The sequence below is a fragment of the Bacillus aerius genome, from assembly GCF_029894105.1.
Taxonomy (GTDB): Bacteria; Bacillota; Bacilli; order Bacillales; family Bacillaceae; genus Bacillus; species Bacillus altitudinis.
Map to the genome: position 1 here is coordinate 540473 of NZ_JARYHO010000001.1, position 15594 is coordinate 556066.

Genomic DNA, 15594 nt, shown 5'->3' on the forward strand with positions numbered 1-15594 from the left:
CATGCAAGCAAAGGTCCTTATCTCAACCGAGAAGATGACAGAAGAGCAATGGCTTGAGGCTAGACGTGCAGGTATAGGCGGTTCAGATGCCGCCGCCATTGCTGGAATGAGTAGATGGAAGTCACCTGTTTCAGTTTACTTGGATAAATTGGGTCAGTCACCAAAGGAAGATGAAGCGGGAGAAGCCGCATATTGGGGTCATGTACTCGAAGAAGTGGTCGCAAGAGAGTTTAGCAACCGCACTGGAAAGAAGGTCCGACGAAAAAAGGCTATATTACAACACCCTCTATATCCTTTCATGCTTGCTAACGTTGATAGACTAATTGTCGGTGAAAATGTAGGGCTTGAATGCAAAACGGCCTCTGAATACTTGAAAGAAGAGTGGACGGGAGAAGAGATTCCAGACGCTTATCTGATTCAGTGCCAGCATTACATGGCTGTGACGGGTTATAAAGCATGGTGGATCGCTGTTCTGATCGGCGGAAACAAGTTCATTTATAAAAAAGTCGATCGTGACGAGGAATTGATAGGTTACTTGATTCAGATTGAAAAAGATTTTTGGGAGAATCACGTTCAAAAGCAAGAGCCGCCAATGTTTGATGGTTCGGATTCATCAACAGAATTGCTTAACCACATGTACCCAATTGGAATTGACGAGGAAACAAACCTGCCTTTAAAAGCGGATGAAATCATAGTTCGACTAAAAAGTGCAAAAGAAGAAAAGAAAGAAATTGATGAGCGAATTAAAGCGGATGAAAACCAGCTCAAAGCCATGCTAGGAGAAAACGAAATCGGTCTTGCTACAAAACATCGTGTGACTTGGAAGACCATTCAAACAAACCGCTTTGATACAAAGAAGTTCGCCAGTGAACATCCTGAATTATTTGAGGAATTCAGCGAGACAAAGCCGCAGAGAAGATTTTATGTAAAGGAGAGCGTAGACAATGGCTAAAAACGAAGATATTCGGAATCAGCTGGCAAACAAAGCAGCCAATAACGTCCAGCAGCAGGAGGAGAAACCCAAAACAATTGCTGACTACCTAGCTTCAATGCAACCTGAATTACAAAAGGCATTGCCTGAACATATGACACCTGAAAGACTCACAAGGATCGCCCTAACGACAATCAGGAGTAACCCGCAACTGCAACAATGTTCACCCGCTTCATTGCTGGGGGCTGTCATGCAGTCCGCACAACTAGGATTAGAACCTGGATTGATTGGTCACTGTTACTTTGTTCCTTTCAACAAAAAGATCAAGGGGCAAAATGGTGAGAAGGATAAGTGGACGAAAGAAGTTCAGTTCATCATCGGATATAAGGGCATGATCGACCTTGCTAGACGTTCTGGTCACATCGAAAGTATCTATTCTCACGTGGTTTATGAAAAGGATCAATTCGAGTATGAACTAGGATTAAATCCAAAGTTAATTCACAAGCCAGCAACAGGGCATAGAGGTGAAATGACTCATGTATATGCAGTGGCACACTTCAAAGATGGCGGCTATCAATTCGAGGTTTTCAGCAAAGAAGATGTTGAGGCTGTTCGTGAACGAAGCAAGTCAAAGGATAGTGGCCCGTGGCAAACAGATTATGAAGAAATGGCGAAAAAAACTGTCATTCGCCGTATGTGGAAGTACCTGCCGATCAGTATTGAAATTCAGCAATACGCAGCGCAAGACGAAACGGTACGAAAAGATATTACCCAAGAAGCAAAATCGGTTTATGACGAGGAAGTCCTTGATATGCCGTACAGTGTAGAACCAACTTTAGAAAGCCCGAATACGGAGCAAGTGGATGAAAACCGAAGCCCATTTGATTAAAGTTCCTATCCCTTATTGCTACACATGGATGGTCAAAGGCACTTCCGATCCTTTCAAATTAGCAGAAGACTATGTGAAAGATTACATCAAGACTAATGAGCCTGATATGCGCTTTGTACGCATACAGGGCTTGTATGCACTATGTGAAAGGGGGTAGAGGCTTGAACTACCTGAAAGAAATAAACGGCTTCATGAGGTTTCTCGAAACAACAGAACTAAAACCTACCACTCAAGCACTGTGGTTTCACTTGATGGATATAAACAACGGTTGTTCATGGAAAGAGTGGTTCACGGTGCCAAACAGTCGGCTTTATTCGCGGTTAGGAGTCAGCGAAAAGACTATGATTGAGCACCGGAAAATCTTGATAGAACATGGCCGGATTGAATACAAGCCTAGAGGCACTGGGGCGGGCAGTTATCACATCGTCAGTTTTGAAAATACAGCAAGCGTTGCCCCTTCACCTAAAGAACCTGAAAAGCCAAAAGAAGAAAAACCAACACGACAGGAGGACAAGCCAATGAACCCAAACCCATTTGAATTTTTCGAGAGTCATTTTGGAGGAACATTAAGCCCGATTAATGCCCAAAAAATTGGTCAATTCATTGATGACCACGGAGAAGAAAAAGTGATTGAAGTCATGAAAGAAGCTGTCGAGAAGAACAAAAAATCAATAGGTTGGGTGTCTGCGGTGTTGTACAACCCTATCAACAAAGGAGGCAAGCAAGATGCCAAAGGCAACGCTGGACGAAGTGTTTCAAAGAATGAAGGAAAATCTAAAGTTACGCCAATCTTCGGCACTGGTCGTCTCAGAAGAAACGTATGAGTGCGATGAATGCAAGGACAAGGGAATCATCGTGTATCGGATTCACGAAAAAACAGAAAAGCGAATGAAAGATGCAGGCAAACGTTTTGATCTAGCGGATCATGAAATGGTTCGCGAAGAAGATTTTCTCGCTGGCAAAGTGTGCAGCCCTCAAGAAGCAAAGGAATGGAAAACAACCTTTTCCCGCCAGTGTCCTTGTGTTGCTGAAAGAACAGCACGAAAGAAGCAAATGAAGCTGATGAGTGCCAGCAACATTTCAGAAGGATTCAGGAAACTAACCTTTAAAAACTTCTTTCTCGAAAATAAGCCGAATGAGATTAAAGAGCTGTATGACTGTGCATTTGAATATGCTCAAAAGTTTAAGGAGATCAAAGACACGAGACAAAACAGCATTGCCCTACTTGGTCAGTCAGGATCAGGGAAAACACATCTTCTCACGAGCATTTCAAATGGATTTATAGAGCGATATAAACTGTCTGTTATGTATTTTCCTTATCTGGAGGGCATGACCGACTTACGAGAAGACTTTGACGATTTAGCCGCAAAATTGAGGCTTTTAAAGACAGTCGATGTTTTGTTCATTGATGACCTATTCAAGCCGAAGGATGGCGTTCCTCAAGTGACACCGTGGCAGTTTACACGGATACAAGAGATCGTTAACTACCGTTATTTAAATTACAAGCCGATCATGGTTTCATGCGAGCTTGATTTGAACCAGCTCTTGAAGATTGATGAAGCATTTGCAACAAGAATCTATGAAATGGCAAAAAACTACACGGTCACTATTGAGAAGAATATAAAACTAAATCATCGGTTAGAAGGAGCGGTTTAAAATGTGCAACACATGCAATGGCGAGAAAGTCGTCATAAACGAAAATACTTTCATGGCGGGCTTCTTCCCTTGTCCTGAATGTAACACCACAGGACGTAAGCAGAGCTTAAAGCCAGTCATTGAAATGCTAGATCAAATGCTGGCGAAAGCGCAAGCACTGGAAGGAAAGACAGCATGAAGACGATAGCCTCACTTATCACTATCGCTTTAACAGCTAGATTCAGAGAAAAGAAGGTCCTGCAATGGTTGCATGATGACGGGAGGTAAGCGAATGAGAGAAATCAAGTTTAGAGGTAGTCCGATTGAAGATTATGATGATCTCAATTGGTTTGAGGGGGGCATCTACATAAACAAAGATGACCGACTTGCGTATATAAACACTGATTATAGCGGAGTTGTACCAGTTCATTGGGATTCTGTGGGTCAATACACTGGATTGAAGGATTCAGAGGGAAATGAAATTTATGAGGGGGATATCATCCATTGTGTTCACTGGTTCTTTAATGGAGATGAAATAGAAGAACATTTTACTGCTTCAGTAGGGTTTCGAGATGGATCGTTTACATTAGAGAACATTAAAAGCCGTTATTACTCAGATTTTACCGGAGAAGAAAACGGAAAAGGCATCTGCTGGATTGGGGATATAAATTACTGTGAAGAAGATTATGAAGTCATTGGCAATATCTACGAAAATCCGGAGCTGTTAACGGAAAAATAATGAATCCTAGCATCACTGAACTACTGAAACGAACCAACCTAAACGAATCGGAAAAAGAAAAACTCGTTGCCGAACTGAAAAAGCACTTCCAGCAACGGAAAGCGAGGGGGAAAAATGGCAAAAGTATTGAAAGACCAAACACTCTATCAATGTGAAGAGTGTGGAAAACGTCTTCTTACGCCGCATGGTGCTAAGTTACATGAAACTAAGTATTGTTCTGTTGTTAGGCAGAGAGAAAAGAGGAAACGTCAGGAATCCTGTGAACATAAACACATGGAAATGAGCTACTGTCCTATGGCAGGAGAGGAACACTTGTTGGAACCTGACTATTATTATTGTGTAGATTGTGGCATGACAGAAATGGATATTAGGCAGCAAAAAAAGGAGAGGGCAAATGTCCAATAAATACGGCGCACGTAAAACGGTAGTAGATGGCATCACTTTCGATAGTAAAGCCGAAGCCAAATACTATGAGCAGCTGAAATGGCTCAAGCAATCCAAGCAGATAAAAGATTTTTCATTGCAGCCACGCTTCGAGCTTCAAGAAGCATTCAAGAAGAACAGCAAGACTTTTCGGAAGATTGAATATATTGCAGATTTCGAGATCACTCATCTCGATGGATCAAAAGAAGTAATCGACATCAAAGGCATGGAAACAAAGGAATTTGCCATCAAGCGGAAGCTTTATGAACGCAAATTTGATACGCCATTAAAGGTTATCGCATTTGATCGGTCGCTAGGATTCATAGAGTTGGACAAACTCAAAAAGATTAAACGGAAGGCGGGGAAACCAACTGTTAAACGTGGTAATAGCAGACGATCGTCCGTTGTGGGTTCAAAAGGAAGATAAGCTTATGGCCTGTATGACACGTTGTTCACAGTTCAAACAATGCTCAAGCCGCTTTGGAGCAGATTGCAAGCGAATGGGCGGCGTTGAAATACCGAAGATTGGAGGGGGAAAGCATGAGCGGAAAGCCTAACAACCCATATGCTGCGGGTCCAGTCATCGAGTGGAAGATGACCAAAGAGGAGCTAGAGGCGTATCTAGCAAAACACCCGATTGTGTATAGAGAAGAATTAAAACCGTCACCAACGTTCCAAATGGACAAATGGGCATAAAAAAACACCGAAGCCGCTGCTCCAGTGCTAATTAAATCTCACACTTTAATTATAACACATGGAAGCGGGGCGGAGCGGATGAACCAACCAAAAGAAATAAAGGATTTTGCTACAACCATTGATCAGAATTTAGAACCTGGGAAGGTCCGCATAATCGTGATTGACGGCAACGAAGGAACAGCCCACATCACAGACGCACCTGAACACGGAAAAACAATCATTCAAACTGCTAAAGGTCACTTTGCGAGAGTGGACCATGAAATAGGATTCAAGATCAAATAATCGGAGGTTGAGAGATTATGAGTCAGAAACTCAAAAAAGGCGACATGGTCGTAATGCATACATGTTTAGAAGCGAAATTGAACGAGGGCAGAGTGTGGAAATGTGCAGGTGATGAATTTAATCCAAGCGCACCAGCTGTTTTCTTAGAAGGTTTTTCAGGACACTTCGCCGTTGAATTTCTGCAAAAAGTGGACGTACCTGTCATCGAGTCAGAAATGGACCTATACAACGAGATTCAGCGTCTAAAGCAAGAATTGAGATTCTCAAACAAAAAGAATGAGCAGTATTTGAATGAATGGAGAAAGGCTGAAACGCAGGCAAATAGAGCTACTGAGCAACTATCTGATGTCACCATTGAACTGAAAAATTTACAGCGATCTTTGCTGATGGAGGCGGGGAAATGATGAGTCTACCAAAACATATCGAGCTTTCTCAGGCCGTCAAAGCCTGCAAAAATCAAGCAATGACAATAGATGATGCAGCTGCTGAAATTAGAGTGCCTGACTATGTGGTGCCGATGCTTGTCAGAAAAAACGATGATCTCGTAATAGAAGGTAACGTTGTCATGGCTAAAAGGGAATCAAACGGGCCTGTCATCTTCACGCTGCTGTTTTTCATGGGGATTATAACGATTGCTGGGTTGATGCAATGAAACAGATTGATCTATTTAGAGAAATCATTGTAGACAACTTTGCAGGTGGTGGGGGAGCAAGCACAGGCATTGAGCTTGCGACAGGCTTATCAGTTGATATTGCTATCAACCATGATCCTGCTGCCATTGCAATGCATGAGGTGAACCATCCTGACACGGAACATTATTGTGAGAGTGTGTGGGATGTTGATCCTAAACAAGCAGTTAAAGGGCGAAAAGTTGGTCTAGCATGGTTTTCCCCTGACTGTACACACCATTCAAAAGCAAAAGGCGGCAAGCCTGTAAAACAGAGTATCAGAGGGCTTGCGTGGATTGCTGTTAGATGGGCGATAGCGGTAAAACCACGCGTCATCATGCTTGAGAACGTTGAGGAATTCAAAGATTGGGGGCCTATCTCTAAAGAAGGTAAACCGATTAAAGAACAAAAGGGACAGACATTTCAATCATTCGTCAAAACGCTGGAATCACTTGGATATGAAGTGCAGTTCAGAGAATTAACAGCTTGCGACTATGGAGCGCCAACCATACGAAAGAGATTTTTCATGGTTGCTAGGTGTGATGGAAAAGAAATCGTATGGCCGAAGCCAACGCATGGAGATCCTAAAAGTCTTCTTGTTCAAACGGGGAAGCTCAAGCCGTGGCGAACGTCTTACGAAATTATAGATTGGTCCATAGGGGTCCCTAGCATATTCAGTAGGAAACGGCCACTAGTTGAAAATACAATGAAGCGAATCAAACGAGGTATTGATAAATTCATCGTAAACAATCCAAGTCCTGTAATGGTGCCGGATAAGAGCAAAGCGGCATTCTTGATTAGCTATTACACTGAGCAATCAGATAAAGAGGTAAGAGGCCTTTCGCTTGATCGTCCATTACACACAATCACAGCTGGCGGCAATAGATTCGGATTAGTAACCGTAGCCTTTCTGACGAAGTATTACGGTCAAGGAGTAGGACAGCGACTAGACGAGCCATTGCATACGATTACAACAAAAGACCGTTTTGCCTTAACAACTGTTTGCACAAATGGTCAGAGAATCGCAGACATCGGATTGCGTATGTTGCAACCAAACGAATTATTTGCAGGGCAGGGGTTCCCACCTGGATATACATTCAACATTGGTAATAAATCAGACCAAATACGCAGGGTGGGGAATAGTGTTCCGCCACAATTCGCAGAGCAGCTGGTGCGGGCTAACCTCCCTGAGATGTGCGTACCTGAACATATGAACAAATATTATAGCAAAGCAAACTAACAGCCTAGCGGCTTAGGAGGAATACCTGTGGAAATCCGAATCGAAAAAAGAAAAGAAGCTGGTTCTTGTAATTATTGCGAAAGAGCCACAGTGAACGGGAATTGGGTGCAATATCCTTACGATGAAGTTATCGAAGTTAAGGGAAATCAAACCAGCACACGCTTTTGTAAGGATTGTTTTAAGAAGCTATCTGAGTTTAACCAATATGTGAAGCAGGAGGAATTATTGTGAGAATAGGCAGCATGTCAACATATGAAAGTAAACCGTGTGTATTTTGCAATAGAAAAACTACCAGTTTTAAAATCTATGAACAATCAAATATGCAATTAAGAATACCTCTTTGCGACACAGATGAAAGAACATGCTTTGACAAAGTGGATGTTAAAGATACAGTGACATTCTTCTTAAAAGTTATCAAAAAGGATATTCAGGAGGACGCGAAATGAATCTTGAAAAAATGTTTGAAATGCAGGCGGAGTTAGACCGCCGAATCATCCGAGAAAAAGGGCTGGAAGGTCAAGACCTTCTGCCTAACACATATGTTGCTCTAATTACTGAACTAGGCGAATTCGCTAATGAAGGGCGCTGGTTCAAGCATTGGAGTGAAAATCAAGAACCAAATAGGACAGGTTATATAGATTGTGATGTATGCGTAGACCAACCAGGAAGATATGAGGTGATACATGAGGGTGAAATATTATCGCTACCATGCCCAAAATGCGAAGACCACGAAGAAGTGTACGTTGGCGATAGATTACTCGAAGAATATGTGGACTGCCTGCACTTCTTCTTATCAATTGCGATTAAAAAGGGATGGAAAGAAGAGTTAAGTGTATCAGAAGCGGCGATTGAGGATTTCAAAGAAGCAGGATTTGACGGAGGGCTTTCAGGAGTTTTCGTGGAGATGCAATGGAGCTTATTGAATTCTCGAATGCTCAAGGATGAAGAAAGTAAAAAACAACACTTCCATATAGCTTGGGGATTGTTCTTGGCGATTGGAGTCGTTGGCTTCGGCTTCACGTTGGATCAAATAGAACAAGCGTACATGGAAAAGAACGCCGTCAATCACAAGCGGCAGCAGGAGGGTTACTGATGAACGAAAATAACCCAATTGTATATTCAGTCATCGAGAAATTGCATAAGCAGCAGGAAAAAGGCCTTCAAAAGTACGGGGCTTATGTCAAAACCTCCTCCTATGATCTAAAAGGGTGGTTGCAGCACGGACTTGAAGAAACGTTGGATCTTGCGACATACCTTGAAACGGCAATTCAGTTGCTAGAGGAACAAAAACAGGCTTTTCAAGTTCGTTATGATCACCATATATCACAAAAATATGAAGCGATGGCAGGTTTTTATGAAGGCTGGAGCAGTAGTACAGATGCCAGAAATCATCACGCATTGAGTGCAAGCCTAGTTTATCAAGACGCTTTGACAGCAGGCATTAGATTGAAAGTGGAAGGGGAATAAAGATGAAATTAAAATCAGTTTTTACTTTAGAAGTTTTAGAAACGATAGATTGTGGCGAATGGGACCACTATCCAACAGAAAGCGAGATGGAAGAAGCATTGATTGCTCAATTTGGGAGCTGCACACATTTTGATGATGGTTTTGATGACGGTTTACCTATTATTTTTGAAGTCAAAAAGCGAAATATATTTCATGGGGAGGTTTTCAAATGAAAAAACTACTAATCACACTAACTATTATTATTGCGGCGGTGCTTTATGCGCCGTCTGCTGCGGCAGTAACGAGCGGATATAAAACAATTGGCGGGCATACTGTCAGCGTATCAACGGATGCCAATTCATACACACCACGTGCTAAATCAATCGACGTGACAGCACGTAAAACAGGCAATGAGACAGTATACTATCGCTTCACGCTTCAAAAGAAGGTGAGCGGCAAATGGAAAGATCAGCGTTTTAGTCTTGTTGGATCGTTTAAAAGCGCCACGCCAGCAAAAGAGTTTTACATCGTCAACCATACAGCTGGCACGCACCGTATCAAAATGACGATATATAAAAACAAAAACTGGACAGGCATTAAGGGCTACATCTATACGCCGTCATTCGAGGTGAAAAAATGAGCCACTTAAACGATATTAAGAAAATATTTGCAGGTCAAGTTTATAGCATGCACGGTACGGTTCACCTTGATAGAGAGCATGTTGAGTGGCTTATCAAACAGGTTGAGGAATTTATCAATTTTGATAGATCAGAACTAGCAGCCATCAAGGATAACATTCTCCATACAGAAATGCATGGCCATAAGCTAACGAAAATCGAAAAAGGGATCTTAGCAAAGGTTGAAGCTGCTATGTATCCAGAAACGGAGGTAACGGAATGACAGCAGAAGACTTGCACAGCTACTATTGTGAGGAATGCGAAGAGTGGACATATATTGACGAGCTTAATCATCCGGGAAACATCTATTGTGCTCACTGTGGTGAAGCAAATGTGAATATCAGCGCAAAGGATTACGAATTATTGAGATATGCAAGGTCGAAGGTCTTCGAATGACTATAAAAAGCGGCACGAGCCAAAAAGGAGAATAAAGTATGAATCCAAGACAAGCATTTAGGAATTTCTTTAAATTCCAGTTAGAGAACGGCGAAGGTCTGTCGGAATTAAAGCTTAATGAAAAAGACATAGAGAAATTCATAAACGGCGCGGAAGATGATTCGTTCTTTTACGATAAATTAGATGATTTTTTGAAAGAGTTCATTGAGGATCATGGTGATGAATACGGAATGGAATTTAATTAATAAAACAAATAAATAAGTCCAAGACGGAGAGCCTGCGGACACTGATCAACACCTTTTAAGGGTGCTGGTTGGTGTCCGTTTTTTATTTGTCGGAAAAGGAGCAGCCATGAAGAAGGAAAAGCCGAAAAAACGACCGCAGGAGCTTACAGAAAGAGAGATACGTGAACTCATGGGGCAAAACATGCAAAGACTCAAAAGAGCCAAAGGCGGGGCTTATAAGCGTAAATAACGGGAGGGAATATAGATGACAGATCAAATGATTGCTTGGCAGGTAGAAGAATGGATTAGAGATTATGAATTTATGTTACGAGAGATCGACAGGCTCACAAGGATCCTGAATCGTGTTGAGTTTGCAGGAGGTCAAAAGCTAACGGCAACATACGGTGATGAAGCTGCAATGCCTAAAGGATCAGCAGGAATAAGCCAAGCTGAACTAAGACATCTTGACCGCAGAGAAAAGCGACTGCTCAAATACGAAGCCATTGCTAATTTTCTTAATAAAGCTGTGGACCAAATGCAAGAGGAAAGACATTTAATCGTGTATGACTGCATGATGACTGGAATGAGTTACACCGCTATTTCAGATCATCTTGAATGCTCAAGAGACACAATTAGAAAAATCAAAACTGAAATAATCGGCAACATCGTCAAAGAAGTCAAGAAAGTCAATTTTCTTCAACATTTGAAATCACTTAAAACCGCAGTGTAAACTTGAAGGCAGGACGGGGAGGCATAATTTTCCCGCGTCACCACAAATTAATATATTTTCACTTGCTCTTGCGAGCTAGGGATTCGTTCGACAAATTTCGTAGACTCCTCAACTTTATCAATCTTATCCGATAATAATATTGAGGAGTGAGTAGAGTTGGGTAAAAAAAAGAAACACGCAAAAAAAAATAAAATACGAAGTGAAAAAATAAAAAAAATAGATAATGAAATTTACTCTAAAAAGTTAATGGAGTTAGAAGATGTCATTTACACATATCCAGAAAGCGAGTTGCTTCAATATTTTTTAAAGGAATTTGAGTATGGTAAAGATAAGGAATATTATAAAAAGAGCTTAGCGACTCTTTATGATTTGGATATTGAATGTCTAGAATATGCAATTTTTAGATTTTCTCATATAGACAATAGAAAAGAGCGTAATCACAAGAATTTTTCTATTATTGGTTCTTTAATCGGTACGTTGCTTATAATTCAATATCAATTTCAGGAATACAAGTGGCTGGGTGTTGTAATTGCAGGGGGATCACTTCTATGGCTTTTTAATATATTGAATCAAGAAAAAAATGATAGAGACATTGCAGGTTCGATGTTAACAACTTTTGAGAAAATATACTCTAGAAAAGAAAAAGGTCTAAAGTGAATTTCGTTCGACAAATTTTGCGAATAGTTCCATGTGCTTACTTTCTGCCGATATAAAGGTGGGAGGTGATAATATGACTACTGAATTAACACTGCTCAAAAAATTGTTAGATGAAATTACTAATAATAATCTTGAGTTAACCGATCAATATGAAGCTGCTAAACAACAATATGAATTGAAAAGGGCAAAAGCTGATATTCTTGATAGAATTGCGCAGCAGAGAGAAATTATGGGGTATGGAGAATCAGATGCTTTTAAAGAACATTTTCAAATCCATACCTTAAAAGAGCAAGCAGAAGAAGATAGTTCAAAATTTGAAGCTGTTGAGAAGGAATATATGAGAGCTTCACGATTTAACAATGAAGTTATCAGCACTTTAAAACAAATGGTAGGTCAAGAAGAACACTCTTAAGGGGTGTTTTTTTGTTCCCTGTAAACTGCTTCCGATAATTCTTTACACCAAGCATCGGCTTAAAGGTAGAGTGCGGCGGCAGTTTAGAGTGAATAAAAATTACAAAACAACACAAAGAAAGGAGTGGCGGTGATGTGACATGGCAAGGGCAAGAAATCCGAATCGAGACAAAGCATTTCAGTTGTGGAAGGAAAGTGACGGAAGCCGCTTATTAAAAGACATTGCGGAAGAATTAGGGGTCACTGCAAACACAATTAGAAAGTGGAAAGCGAATGACAAATGGGATGAAGAATTTAAAGGGAGCGCTCCGATTGAGAAAAGGAGCGCTCCTATTCGTGGTGCTCCAAAAGGGAACAAAAACGCTGTAGGAAATAGCGGCGGTGCTCCTGCAAGAAACCAAAACGCAAAGACTCATGGCTTTTACTCAAAGCACATGCCGGCAGAAGCGTTTGAGATCATGCAGGACATTCAGGAGTTTTCACCTGTTGATCTGCTGTGGGAACAAATACAGATTCAATTCACCGCAATTGTGCGGGCACAGAAAATCATGTTCGTTGAAAGCAAAGACGAAATGATTAAAGAGCTGAAAAAGAAAAAATCAGTTGTTTCAGATTCAGCTGACATCGAAGAAGAAGAATACGAATTCCAGTTTGCTTGGGATCGTCATGCTACTTTCCTAAACGCTCAATCTAGGGCAATGTCTGAGCTTAGGGGCTTGATAAAGCAGTTTGACAACATAGCCCATGAGACAGACGAAAGACGGCTTAAACTGGAGCAAATGCGCTTGAACATCGAGAAGACTAAGAAGGCCATTGATGGCGGTAGCGAAAGCAGCGGGGAAAACAAAATTGCTTCAATGCTTCAAAAGATGGTGATTGAACATGGAATTGAATAAAAAACAAAAAGAGGTATGGGACAGCTTCGTAAAAGAGCGTCCTAAAATCCTTTTGTGTAGCGGAGCAAAGAGAGCAGGGAAAACATTCGTGCTTCTTTTAGCATTCCTTGCTCACATTAGTAAATATCAAAACAAGGGTCTTTCATTTATTATCGGTGGTGCTACTCAAGCAGCCATCAAGCGTAACGTATTAAATGACCTTGAATTGATATTAGAGAAAGAGCTTAAACTAGACAAAGCAAATGCCATTGAGATATTCGGCAACCGGGTCTACTGTTTCGATGGTGCAAATGTGGATGCTTGGAAAAAAGCAAGGGGTTTTACATCAGCTGGCGCATTTTTAAACGAAGCAACCGCTCTTCATGATTCATTCGTGAAGGAAGTTATATCCCGTTGCTCCTACAAGGGCGCAATGGTCTTGATGGATACAAACCCTGAAAACCCAATGCACACCGTAAAAAAGGATTACATCGACAAAGACGGGCAAAGGTTAAAGAGTGGCCGTCTTAACATCAGGGCTTTTCACTTTTCTTTGTTTGATAATAACTTTCTTGATCCTGAATATGTTGAAAGTATAGTGGCATCGACACCGAGCGGCATGTTTACGGACAGGGATATTCATGGTTATTGGGTTGCGCCTGAAGGCGTGATATACAAAGATTTCAACAAAGATGTGCATTACATCAGGTCAGATCAATTAGAGAACGTCAACTTTGTAAAATACTTCGCTGGCGTTGACTGGGGGTATGAGCATTTTGGTTCCATCGTCGTTATTGGAGAGGATGATAAGCAAAATTATTATCTCTTGGAAGAGCATGCAGCGCAGCATGAAGAAATAGATTATTGGGTCAAAGTGGCGAAAGATATAAAAGAGCGTTACGGTAGCATGAATTTTTATTGTGATACCGCTCGGCCAGAACATGTTGTTAGATTCAGGCGTGAGAGGTTAAGAGCCTTGAATGCTGATAAGGCTGTAGTGTCTGGTATAGAAGAGGTGGCAGGCTTGTTCAAGAAGAACAGTCTTTTTGTTGTTGAAGACAAAGTAGAGCGCTTCAAACAAGAAATATTCATGTATGTGTGGAATCAAAAGACGGGTGATCCAGTTAAAGAATGGGACGATGTGCTTGATTCAGTGCGTTATGCCCTCTATACACATAATAAACCGATGAGGCGTAAAGGAGAGAGGTGAGCAAATGAATGAATTTGTACAGTATTTAAGGCAAAACGAGGTTAACAGCAAAGTCATTGAAGCAATTATAACTTCTCATAAAACACAGCGAGAGAAAATGATCAATCAGTACGAGAGGTACAAAGCGTCTATTGAAGGCGTGCCAATTCTCCAAAGGGATGCTTTTACGTTGGGGCATCAAGAGGACTTTGAGACAGGGGCGATCCTCAGAATAGATAATCGAGTTAATAACCGCTTAAACAATGGTTTTGATAGTGAGATTGTTGATACAAAAGTGGGTTACATGTTCGGTCATCCAATCACTTATGAGGTGGATAAAAACCAAGTAAGTGATTCAGGGGCTTTAGTCGAAGTGATCAATAGATTTAATCTGTTAAATACTATCGAGGATGCTGATAGTGAACTGGGTAAGAAAGCGGCCATCTGTGGGTATGCCGCTCGCTTGGCTTATGTCGACACAGCGGGAGAAGTTAGGACTGTGAATATTGATCCGTGGGAAGCGGTCATTATTGGTAGCGGCAATGACATAACTGAACCTGAATTTGCTCTTCGATATTATGAGGTGACAACCTGGGTAGATGGAAAGCAGATTAAGCGTGAAAAGGCTGAGTTTTATGACTCATCTCACGTTCATTATTTCGAGAAGAATGAGAATGGATGGACAGAAATCGAAGTTAATAAACATCTATTCGACCACTGCCCTTTATTCGGTTTGCCAAACAATGATGAGTTTATGGGCGACGCTGAAAAGGTCCTTTCTCTAATTGATGCTTATGATCGGACGCTGTCAGATGCCTCAAATGAGATTGAGCAATTGCGATTAGCTTATCTAATATTCAAAGGTATGGGAGCCGATGATGAGACTCTTGAGAATCTTAAAAAACACGGAGTATTTCAGCTCTTTGGCGACAACGATGACGTAAAGTTTCTGACGAAAGATATTAACGATACTATGATCGAAAATCATCTAAACCGTCTGGAAGAAAACATTATGCGGTTCTCTAAATCGGTTAACTTCTCAGATGAAGCCTTTGGCGGCAATCTCACAGGAGTTGCAATGCGGTACAAGCTTATGGCATTAGAAAACAAATGCATTACGATGGAGCGGAAAATGACTGCTGCCCTTCGGTATCAGTACAAATTGCTTTGCTCAGCATGGGCGAGGAAAAACGCATCTATAACCAATGACGATTATCTAAAAGTTTGGTTCACTTTTACACGTAACCTTCCTGCTAACATTACTGAAGAAGCTGAAACCACAGCAAAACTAAAAGGCCTAGTAAGTGAAGAAACAAGGTTGTCACAGCTTACATTCGTGGACGATGTCCAATACGAAATAGAAAGAATGAATGAGTCGAAAGTAGATTCAATCTACAACTTGGACGAAGATGAAGAGCTAGACAAACGACCTGCCGGAAGTCGTGAAAAGACGGAAAACTTAGACGTGTAGGCTCGTACTACATGG

At 41.2% G+C, this 15594-nt stretch carries 28 protein-coding genes; all 28 read left to right on the forward strand.

All coding sequences use genetic code 11. The features are described 5' to 3' along the window. Position 1: 1 nt before the first annotated feature. Positions 2-952 carry a YqaJ viral recombinase family nuclease gene (locus tag M2353_RS02685; RefSeq protein ID WP_284724885.1) on the forward strand — a complete coding sequence of 317 codons (951 nt, stop codon included), beginning with the start codon at positions 2-4 and terminating at the stop codon, positions 950-952. Beyond that, positions 945-1820, forward strand: coding sequence for a recombination protein RecT (gene recT, locus M2353_RS02690; protein ID WP_284724886.1), 876 nt, complete (start codon positions 945-947; stop codon positions 1818-1820). Before M2353_RS02685 ends, recT begins: the two co-directional genes overlap by 8 nt. Positions 1821-1981: 161 nt before the next feature. After that, positions 1982-2644, forward strand: coding sequence for a DnaD domain protein (locus M2353_RS02695; protein ID WP_284724887.1), 663 nt, complete (start codon positions 1982-1984; stop codon positions 2642-2644). Beyond that, entirely contained in the window at positions 2547-3476 is a 930-nt protein-coding gene (locus tag M2353_RS02700; RefSeq protein WP_268456063.1) for a DnaA ATPase domain-containing protein, read from the forward strand. The genes M2353_RS02695 and M2353_RS02700 overlap by 98 nt, the downstream gene beginning before the upstream one ends. 1 nt (position 3477) lies before the next feature. Beyond that, positions 3478-3654 carry a hypothetical protein gene (locus M2353_RS02705; protein WP_268456065.1) on the forward strand — a complete coding sequence of 59 codons (177 nt, stop codon included), beginning with the start codon at positions 3478-3480 and terminating at the stop codon, positions 3652-3654. Positions 3655-3747: 93 nt separating this feature from the next. Next, complete coding sequence (locus M2353_RS02710; protein ID WP_268456067.1) at positions 3748-4194, forward strand: YopX family protein; 447 nt, start codon at positions 3748-3750, stop codon at positions 4192-4194. 114 nt (positions 4195-4308) lie between these two features. Then, on the forward strand, positions 4309-4599 hold the full coding sequence (locus tag M2353_RS02715) for a hypothetical protein (RefSeq protein ID WP_267527888.1): 291 nt from the start codon (positions 4309-4311) through the stop codon (positions 4597-4599). Beyond that, a complete protein-coding gene (locus M2353_RS02720) occupies positions 4589-5044 on the forward strand; it encodes a DUF1064 domain-containing protein (RefSeq protein WP_268456068.1) in 456 nt (151 codons plus the stop codon). Before M2353_RS02715 ends, M2353_RS02720 begins: the two co-directional genes overlap by 11 nt. Before the next feature lie 113 nt (positions 5045-5157). After that, complete coding sequence (locus M2353_RS02725) at positions 5158-5313, forward strand: hypothetical protein (RefSeq protein ID WP_008348759.1); 156 nt, start codon at positions 5158-5160, stop codon at positions 5311-5313. A gap of 78 nt (positions 5314-5391) precedes the next feature. After that, positions 5392-5595 (forward strand): XtrA/YqaO family protein, encoded by a 204-nt coding sequence (locus M2353_RS02730; protein ID WP_039962791.1) that lies wholly within the window; start codon positions 5392-5394, stop codon positions 5593-5595. Positions 5596-5612: 17 nt separating this feature from the next. After that, positions 5613-5999, forward strand: a complete 387-nt coding sequence (locus M2353_RS02735; RefSeq protein WP_284724888.1) for a hypothetical protein — start codon at positions 5613-5615, stop codon at positions 5997-5999. Then, positions 5999-6247 (forward strand): hypothetical protein, encoded by a 249-nt coding sequence (locus M2353_RS02740; RefSeq protein ID WP_284724889.1) that lies wholly within the window; start codon positions 5999-6001, stop codon positions 6245-6247. The genes M2353_RS02735 and M2353_RS02740 overlap by 1 nt, the downstream gene beginning before the upstream one ends. Beyond that, on the forward strand, positions 6244-7503 hold the full coding sequence (locus M2353_RS02745; RefSeq protein ID WP_284724890.1) for a DNA cytosine methyltransferase: 1260 nt from the start codon (positions 6244-6246) through the stop codon (positions 7501-7503). Before M2353_RS02740 ends, M2353_RS02745 begins: the two co-directional genes overlap by 4 nt. A gap of 27 nt (positions 7504-7530) precedes the next feature. Next, entirely contained in the window at positions 7531-7734 is a 204-nt protein-coding gene (locus tag M2353_RS02750; protein WP_284724891.1) for a hypothetical protein, read from the forward strand. Between the two features lie 211 nt (positions 7735-7945). Then, positions 7946-8596, forward strand: a complete 651-nt coding sequence (locus tag M2353_RS02755; protein WP_284724892.1) for a dUTP diphosphatase — start codon at positions 7946-7948, stop codon at positions 8594-8596. Then, positions 8596-8970, forward strand: a complete 375-nt coding sequence (locus M2353_RS02760) for a hypothetical protein (protein WP_284724893.1) — start codon at positions 8596-8598, stop codon at positions 8968-8970. Before M2353_RS02755 ends, M2353_RS02760 begins: the two co-directional genes overlap by 1 nt. A 2-nt stretch (positions 8971-8972) precedes the next feature. Then, a complete protein-coding gene (locus tag M2353_RS02765) occupies positions 8973-9182 on the forward strand; it encodes a hypothetical protein (RefSeq protein ID WP_120207417.1) in 210 nt (69 codons plus the stop codon). Beyond that, complete coding sequence (locus tag M2353_RS02770) at positions 9179-9589, forward strand: hypothetical protein (RefSeq protein WP_284724894.1); 411 nt, start codon at positions 9179-9181, stop codon at positions 9587-9589. The genes M2353_RS02765 and M2353_RS02770 overlap by 4 nt, the downstream gene beginning before the upstream one ends. Next, positions 9586-9849: a hypothetical protein gene (locus tag M2353_RS02775; RefSeq protein WP_284724895.1), complete on the forward strand. Its 264-nt coding sequence runs from the start codon at positions 9586-9588 to the stop codon at positions 9847-9849. Before M2353_RS02770 ends, M2353_RS02775 begins: the two co-directional genes overlap by 4 nt. Next, positions 9846-10022: a hypothetical protein gene (locus M2353_RS02780; protein ID WP_284724896.1), complete on the forward strand. Its 177-nt coding sequence runs from the start codon at positions 9846-9848 to the stop codon at positions 10020-10022. The genes M2353_RS02775 and M2353_RS02780 overlap by 4 nt, the downstream gene beginning before the upstream one ends. A 38-nt stretch (positions 10023-10060) precedes the next feature. Continuing rightward, positions 10061-10267 carry a hypothetical protein gene (locus M2353_RS02785; protein WP_165379016.1) on the forward strand — a complete coding sequence of 69 codons (207 nt, stop codon included), beginning with the start codon at positions 10061-10063 and terminating at the stop codon, positions 10265-10267. A gap of 106 nt (positions 10268-10373) precedes the next feature. After that, positions 10374-10496: a hypothetical protein gene (locus tag M2353_RS02790; protein ID WP_258521774.1), complete on the forward strand. Its 123-nt coding sequence runs from the start codon at positions 10374-10376 to the stop codon at positions 10494-10496. Positions 10497-10511: 15 nt separating this feature from the next. Further along, the gene (locus M2353_RS02795) at positions 10512-10976 is read left to right on the forward strand and encodes a hypothetical protein (RefSeq protein WP_268456092.1); all 465 of its coding nucleotides are present in this window, start codon (positions 10512-10514) and stop codon (positions 10974-10976) included. A 156-nt stretch (positions 10977-11132) separates the two neighbouring features. Further along, the gene (locus M2353_RS02800; protein WP_284724897.1) at positions 11133-11633 is read left to right on the forward strand and encodes a hypothetical protein; all 501 of its coding nucleotides are present in this window, start codon (positions 11133-11135) and stop codon (positions 11631-11633) included. A 73-nt stretch (positions 11634-11706) separates the two neighbouring features. After that, the gene (locus tag M2353_RS02805) at positions 11707-12045 is read left to right on the forward strand and encodes a hypothetical protein (protein ID WP_284724898.1); all 339 of its coding nucleotides are present in this window, start codon (positions 11707-11709) and stop codon (positions 12043-12045) included. Between the two features lie 139 nt (positions 12046-12184). Then, positions 12185-12940, forward strand: a complete 756-nt coding sequence (terS, locus tag M2353_RS02810) for a phage terminase small subunit (protein ID WP_284724899.1) — start codon at positions 12185-12187, stop codon at positions 12938-12940. Next, positions 12927-14129, forward strand: coding sequence for a PBSX family phage terminase large subunit (locus tag M2353_RS02815; RefSeq protein ID WP_284724900.1), 1203 nt, complete (start codon positions 12927-12929; stop codon positions 14127-14129). The genes terS and M2353_RS02815 overlap by 14 nt, the downstream gene beginning before the upstream one ends. 4 nt (positions 14130-14133) lie before the next feature. Beyond that, complete coding sequence (locus M2353_RS02820) at positions 14134-15579, forward strand: phage portal protein (RefSeq protein ID WP_284724901.1); 1446 nt, start codon at positions 14134-14136, stop codon at positions 15577-15579. Positions 15580-15594: the final 15 nt, after the last annotated feature.

Bases quoted from the DNA above. Each gene is read 5' to 3' on its own strand.
- M2353_RS02740 (WP_284724889.1), top strand. From the start codon at position 5,999: ATGAGTCTACCAAAACATATCGAGCTTTCTCAGGCCGTCAAAGCCTGC.
- M2353_RS02730 (WP_039962791.1), top strand. From the start codon at position 5,392: ATGAACCAACCAAAAGAAATAAAGGATTTTGCTACAACCATTGATCAG.
- M2353_RS02705 (WP_268456065.1), top strand. From the start codon at position 3,478: ATGTGCAACACATGCAATGGCGAGAAAGTCGTCATAAACGAAAATACT.
- M2353_RS02720 (WP_268456068.1), top strand. From the start codon at position 4,589: ATGTCCAATAAATACGGCGCACGTAAAACGGTAGTAGATGGCATCACT.
- M2353_RS02785 (WP_165379016.1), top strand. From the start codon at position 10,061: ATGAATCCAAGACAAGCATTTAGGAATTTCTTTAAATTCCAGTTAGAG.
- recT (WP_284724886.1), top strand. From the start codon at position 945: ATGGCTAAAAACGAAGATATTCGGAATCAGCTGGCAAACAAAGCAGCC.
- M2353_RS02760 (WP_284724893.1), top strand. From the start codon at position 8,596: ATGAACGAAAATAACCCAATTGTATATTCAGTCATCGAGAAATTGCAT.
- M2353_RS02820 (WP_284724901.1), top strand. From the start codon at position 14,134: ATGAATGAATTTGTACAGTATTTAAGGCAAAACGAGGTTAACAGCAAA.
- terS (WP_284724899.1), top strand. From the start codon at position 12,185: ATGGCAAGGGCAAGAAATCCGAATCGAGACAAAGCATTTCAGTTGTGG.
- M2353_RS02795 (WP_268456092.1), top strand. From the start codon at position 10,512: ATGACAGATCAAATGATTGCTTGGCAGGTAGAAGAATGGATTAGAGAT.
- M2353_RS02745 (WP_284724890.1), top strand. From the start codon at position 6,244: ATGAAACAGATTGATCTATTTAGAGAAATCATTGTAGACAACTTTGCA.
- M2353_RS02805 (WP_284724898.1), top strand. From the start codon at position 11,707: ATGACTACTGAATTAACACTGCTCAAAAAATTGTTAGATGAAATTACT.
- M2353_RS02735 (WP_284724888.1), top strand. From the start codon at position 5,613: ATGAGTCAGAAACTCAAAAAAGGCGACATGGTCGTAATGCATACATGT.
- M2353_RS02715 (WP_267527888.1), top strand. From the start codon at position 4,309: ATGGCAAAAGTATTGAAAGACCAAACACTCTATCAATGTGAAGAGTGT.
- M2353_RS02755 (WP_284724892.1), top strand. From the start codon at position 7,946: ATGAATCTTGAAAAAATGTTTGAAATGCAGGCGGAGTTAGACCGCCGA.
- M2353_RS02710 (WP_268456067.1), top strand. From the start codon at position 3,748: ATGAGAGAAATCAAGTTTAGAGGTAGTCCGATTGAAGATTATGATGAT.
- M2353_RS02780 (WP_284724896.1), top strand. From the start codon at position 9,846: ATGACAGCAGAAGACTTGCACAGCTACTATTGTGAGGAATGCGAAGAG.
- M2353_RS02685 (WP_284724885.1), top strand. From the start codon at position 2: ATGCAAGCAAAGGTCCTTATCTCAACCGAGAAGATGACAGAAGAGCAA.
- M2353_RS02765 (WP_120207417.1), top strand. From the start codon at position 8,973: ATGAAATTAAAATCAGTTTTTACTTTAGAAGTTTTAGAAACGATAGAT.
- M2353_RS02770 (WP_284724894.1), top strand. From the start codon at position 9,179: ATGAAAAAACTACTAATCACACTAACTATTATTATTGCGGCGGTGCTT.
- M2353_RS02775 (WP_284724895.1), top strand. From the start codon at position 9,586: ATGAGCCACTTAAACGATATTAAGAAAATATTTGCAGGTCAAGTTTAT.
- M2353_RS02790 (WP_258521774.1), top strand. From the start codon at position 10,374: ATGAAGAAGGAAAAGCCGAAAAAACGACCGCAGGAGCTTACAGAAAGA.
- M2353_RS02725 (WP_008348759.1), top strand. From the start codon at position 5,158: ATGAGCGGAAAGCCTAACAACCCATATGCTGCGGGTCCAGTCATCGAG.
- M2353_RS02815 (WP_284724900.1), top strand. From the start codon at position 12,927: ATGGAATTGAATAAAAAACAAAAAGAGGTATGGGACAGCTTCGTAAAA.
- M2353_RS02700 (WP_268456063.1), top strand. From the start codon at position 2,547: ATGCCAAAGGCAACGCTGGACGAAGTGTTTCAAAGAATGAAGGAAAAT.